Below are 5,371 nucleotides of genomic sequence, written 5' to 3'. Positions count from 1 at the left end.
AAAAACTCATTTAAATCACTTTGCTATTAAGTACAAATTGATTCTTAGAGCGAACCAGATTGCTTGGCAGGAGCTTAAAAATATGGCAGCTTAAAATTGACCGTGCGTAACATGAGTGATTATTCGAAGCAACTGCCGTTAACTCGCTTTTGGGTACTTCGATAGTCAATTGCAAATGCTTTGCATGACCAATATTAATGATTTCCGGTTTAGGGCGAGCATTTCCTGTTAAAAACTTGCCAATGATACTAATGGGTCTTTGGGTTGCTGATAAACCAATGCGGATTGGTTTTTGATAGGTTAGGGCTTCTAATCGTTCTAGGGATAATGAGAGGTGGGAACCTCTTTTAGAGCTGGCTAAGGCATGGATCTCATCAACGATGATGGTTTTAACTGAGCGTAAAAATAAACGACTTTTTTCAGAAGTTAATAGAATGTATAAAGACTCTGGGGTAGTCACTAAGATGTGCGGGGGCTTTTTTAACATTGCTTGCCGCTCTTTCATTGGGGTATCACCCGTACGAACGGCAACATGAATGTCTTGCATTAAGAGCTCATGTTCCTGCGCGAGCTGTTTAAGTTCTTGCAGGGGCTTCATGAGGTTTTTTTGTATGTCATTACTTACCGCTTTTAAAGGTGAAACATACAATACGGCTGTTTCATTATTTAAAGTTGCAGAAAGCGCCTGTCGTACTAAAGCATCAATACCCACTAAAAAAGCGGCTAAGGTTTTTCCAGAGCCGGTAGGAGCGGATATAAGGGTATCTCGACCCTCTAAAATAAGCGGCCAAGCCAATTGCTGTGGCTCCGAGGGAGAGCCAAGGCTTGTGCTAAACCACTCAGTTACCAGGGGGTGTGCCCAGTGTAGATAGTTATCCATCTAGAAAACTCGAATAATATTAGGACAAATAGGAATGTTTTTAATAAGTATAACTCATTGGAATGCATTGTGCTTATCCTCGTTTACTGCAATGCACCAGATTAGCGATAAGTGAAACAGTTATTGCCAGCCAAGCGTGATAATGGATATTAAAAAATCATGTCTTAATTATCGAAATGTGCCTTAAGCTAAGGTAGGCGAACATAATTGTTCGTATTTGTACTACCCCCATACTCAGTGAAGTTTGGTAATTAAAAATTCCATAGAACAACTTTAAGGAGCTCGAAGTCTGAAAAATAATAAAATGGGTGACAATATAGTCTTTTTGGTTGTCTTTGAGCTTAATTAAAATAGAGATAATTGATTCATATTGGCTTCATCTTTTCCACTTGTTTATTTATTGATTTTTCTCGCTTCAACCTATCCTTGGTATTGGGTTTTTGATATAAATTTTGTGCGAGAAAGAGATTTAAAATGAAGTTGAACCATAAGCTTTCAATTAAGGAATCTTTAAGGTGGTACCATTTTTTAAGCCTAATTTTCAAAGGGAGATAGAGGCTATTTAAGCATCATGATAGTCTGAAAAGGCTTTAGTTCTTGATTGGCCAAGCTTCGATTTTATTCATCCATTAGATAAAGCGGCTACGACTTTTTTATTGGTTAAATAGATATGGCGCTACATTTCACCTTTAGTCATGTATTTTTTTTTAATTAACTTCCTCGAGAAGATTAAAGTCATAATCAATGAGGTCACGAAACGACAATGCAGAAATTTCTTTAACGCGCAGACCCAAACCAAAAGAACAATAGATTAACGCGACATTTCTTAAAGCAAAAGAGGAGTGATAGTTAATAGTCGTTTGTATTCTTGTTCGTTTAAAATCCGTGCTTTTCCTTCCCGAGACATAAGTTAATAAGAGTTCTTTAATTATGAGTCATAGTAACATTTAAATATGCCGGAGAGAAAATTCATGGCCACCCACAAGCCTTGGTAACACTGAAGAGGTCTTAATATGTCTATTTCAAGACCTCTATATCCATTTTAAAAAATTACCTGTCTGTATGGAGGATCGATAGAGCATGGAATTTTTGATATAATACGATTGCCTTATGGTTAAATATGAGGCATGTGATTGCAACATTAATTATAAGGACATTATTGTATGTATAAAAAAGCAGTGGGGCTAAGTTGCCTTTTATTTACCAATATATTGATGGCTTCAAGCCTATATATCCCACAATTAGTTTTTTCGAATAAAACATCCAATCTAACGATAAGATACCCCATTCCTGGTCCAGAATCAGGATATCCAATTGGTCCCACAGATGCTACAGTGATAGACAATACTTTTGTAGTGCTCGATACATACGGCTCTAGTGTTGCCTATTTTGATTTTAATGGGGCATTGCTGAAAAGAATTTCTTTGCCTAGGGATATTCAATTCCAAAATATAGTTCGTGATAGAGACAATTCGTTGTTTGTGTTTGGTACTGATAAAGACCGGACTAAGATAATACACATTCAAAATGAAGTCATCACTGAACAAGCTGTTTATCAATTAACGGATAAAAAAATAAGTCGGTATATCAGCTACATTCTCCCAGATGATTATGGTCTGATAATGGTAGGATCAGAAGTACCAGCCCGGCCTAAAGTTGATGAAGTAGCAGTAGAATTTCAGAATAGAATTGATCGAACCTGCATTACCTGCCTATACAAACCGGTTAAAGGGCCGCAGGTGGGTGGACTTTTATACCATACTACCTCAGCAAAAGATTCATTGTTCTTTATTGGGAAAAAAGAAATCCCTTTAAAATTATATCCGAAAGTTAGCATGAACTCTTATGAGATCATTCAAGTTGATCAAGATGGCACTGCATGGGTTGATAACTTAATTACAGTTAATGGCTCTACACTTACTTATGTATGGAAAGTAAACAAGCAAGGCGAAATTTTGGGGGTATACCGTTTTGCTAGCGAAACTGAGTCCAGAGGAACGCCATGGCCGATGCAGCGTGAATTAATCGTGAGTAATGATGGTAAGGTCTATGGTCTAATTTCCAATAAAAATCAGTTTAAACTCGCCTTACTTACCCCTCTATCATTGGATGAAATGAAAATCCGTGCAAAAGAACTAGATGCACTCTTATTTAAAAAAAAAGACCTTAAGTCAAAAAAAAGACGAGAAGGGAGCAGCTTAGAATACTCTACAGCATTATGTAAGGCACGAAACAAAGTCATAGATGATGCCTATGATTTTATAATGAATAAGATATATCTATCCGTTTCTTCGATAAAAAATGATGCGACATGTCCTAATAGAACTATTCCTCCCTACATATTAGAAGTAGGTGGAAAAGCTCAAACTTATGACTCTGTTAGTTATAATTGGGGTGGCTTTGATACAATTGCTGAATTTAATAAAAAAATATTAACCAATAAGATGAAAGCGGGTAACGTTAACGATAGAATCAATCCTCTTTTATCATGTGCCGCAGGAATAGATTGTTCTGGATATGTTTCACGTGTTTTGGGCCTGACTACAAAACTAGGAACAAGGGATCTAGCCAGTGTCAAGTTTTCAGAAGAAATTGACTGGTTCGAAATGAAACCCGGAGATATATATATTAACCCGGGTGTACATGTCGTATTGTTTAGAATGAAGAGTGACATGTTCTGGAGAAAAATTTACATACTCGAATCTAGGGTTGATTGTAGTTGATATAAAAATTCCTGTAGTAAAGAAGTTACTTCACTATTCACATAAGCATTTTTGTATTCGATATTGTTATTCATCTGTTTTAAACAAGATCATGAAGGACAGGGCATTAATGCCCTTATTAGATATAAGTACCATTATACATTATTAAAAATACTTATAAAAAATATGGTGAGGGCAGGGTGGTTATAACTTGGATCTTAAAAGCCAACCATTTTGATTGAGGTCAATATCAGGAATTAGTTTTTCCCATGTTATTAGTAATTATATAACTGGCAATCTCAGAAGCGCCGGGGGATGTGGGATGGTAAATAGACAGGCCTAATCGAAAAATAGGGCAAAGCAAAACAAAGCTGCACTGTTAAACAGCCCCCTTAGAATACGGAGACTTTGTGAGCTACATAGGTAATTTCATAATCTCAATTCATGCGCTAAGTTTGGCTCTAGGGCGGCGGATTTTTATTGCTTGATTTCACATATTATTATACAAAAATTTCTGTTAACATTCACCGTCGTCTAACTGAGAAGGAAATTCAGGTTATGCATAAAAAATTAAGTGGATTATTTTGCTTTTTATTTCTTGTTCATTGCGCCCAAGCTACCGAATTTTATACTGAGCAATTGAGTATATCGAATAAAACCCCCTATTTGTATATCAAGATCCCACAAAAGAATGAAGAAATAATGGCCGCCGGCCCGACTGATGCCACGGTGATTGATAATACCTTTGTGCTACTGGATAGCTGGGGTTCTCGCCTTGTCTATTTTGATAAGCAAGGAAATTTTTTGAATAGCCTTGCCTTGCCAAAACATACCTACTTTGAGCGTATTGTGAGGGATCGCGACAATTCTTTATTTGTTTTAGGCGCTGAAGAGGATATCAATTCAAAACATATGATGGTACTTCATATTCAAAATGGAATGATTAGGGAAAAAGCTAGACTTCAAATTACAGAAAATTTTATTAATGAAATAATACCAGATGATGATGGCCTTTTTATGAATAGAAAGGAAGAATATATTGATCGCCAAAAACTTGCAGAGGCTTGTGATGATTGCCAAGAGAAAGTTTTGGAGGAGATGATTGTTCATATTAAAGATAAAATTAATCGAAATTGTCTTTCTTGTGAGCCAAAACCTACGAATGGAATCCGTGTTAATGGACTCTTGTACCGTTTAGAGCAAAAAACAAATCAGCCGTTAATTATTGGCAACAAAAAAATGCCTTTATTATTTTATCCGCAAGCTAAAGATAATTATTCCAAAATCATTCAAGTTGATGAGGACGGTACTGTTTGGGTGGAGAATATAATAAGGTTGGATGCTTATTTAGGGCTGACTTATGTGTGGAAAATAAATCAATCGGGTAAGATAGCCGCTCTTTATCGTTTCGCGGCGGATACCGAAGAGCGTGGAACCATATGGCCAATGAAAAATAACATTATTGTGAGTAATAATGGTGTAGTATACGGCATAACTGCAAATAAAGAACAGTTGAAATTTAGGCGGCTTAAGGCCTTCTCGCTTAAAGAAATGCGCGACTTGTCCAAAAAATTAGATCCTATTTTACTTAAAAAAAAACTCAATCAACAAACCATGGAAGAAAAATTCACTAGATCTGCTCATGGTGAGTTAACCACTGGGATATGCCACAGGGTCACCTCATGAAAAATTTTGAGATAAGATAGTGGTTAAAATAGAATCATCCCATCCAGCATTTTTTCTGAGCCGCTTAATAGATTGCCTTTTCATCTGATTTTTAGTTAATTGA

General features: G+C 36.3%; 3 protein-coding genes. 2 read left to right on the top strand and 1 reads right to left on the bottom strand.

What is annotated here, in order from left to right; genetic code table 11:
- Nucleotides 1-10: 10 nt before the first annotated feature.
- Nucleotides 11-880: a DEAD/DEAH box helicase gene (locus ELY15_RS13080; RefSeq protein ID WP_127100752.1), complete on the bottom strand. Its 870-nt coding sequence runs from the start codon at nucleotides 878-880 to the stop codon at nucleotides 11-13.
- A gap of 1,163 nt (nucleotides 881-2,043) precedes the next feature.
- Here ELY15_RS13080 and ELY15_RS13075 point away from each other — a divergent pair.
- On the top strand, nucleotides 2,044-3,603 hold the full coding sequence (locus tag ELY15_RS13075) for a hypothetical protein (protein WP_127100750.1): 1,560 nt from the start codon (nucleotides 2,044-2,046) through the stop codon (nucleotides 3,601-3,603).
- A gap of 537 nt (nucleotides 3,604-4,140) precedes the next feature.
- Nucleotides 4,141-5,268 carry a hypothetical protein gene (locus tag ELY15_RS13070; RefSeq protein ID WP_127100748.1) on the top strand — a complete coding sequence of 376 codons (1,128 nt, stop codon included), beginning with the start codon at nucleotides 4,141-4,143 and terminating at the stop codon, nucleotides 5,266-5,268.
- Nucleotides 5,269-5,371: the final 103 nt, after the last annotated feature.

The sequence above is a fragment of the Legionella sp. km772 genome, assembly GCF_003989735.1.
Classification (GTDB): domain Bacteria; phylum Pseudomonadota; class Gammaproteobacteria; order Legionellales; family Legionellaceae; genus Legionella.
The sequence above is the reverse complement of the archived record's forward strand: the minus strand, read 5'-3'. Positions and strand labels throughout refer to the sequence as shown.

What these genes read in the sequence shown, in the direction of transcription:
- ELY15_RS13080 (WP_127100752.1), bottom strand. Translation starts at nt 880, where the DNA reads ATGGATAACTATCTACACTGGGCACACCCCCTGGTAACTGAGTGGTTT.
- ELY15_RS13075 (WP_127100750.1), top strand. Translation starts at nt 2,044, where the DNA reads ATGTATAAAAAAGCAGTGGGGCTAAGTTGCCTTTTATTTACCAATATA.
- ELY15_RS13070 (WP_127100748.1), top strand. Translation starts at nt 4,141, where the DNA reads ATGCATAAAAAATTAAGTGGATTATTTTGCTTTTTATTTCTTGTTCAT.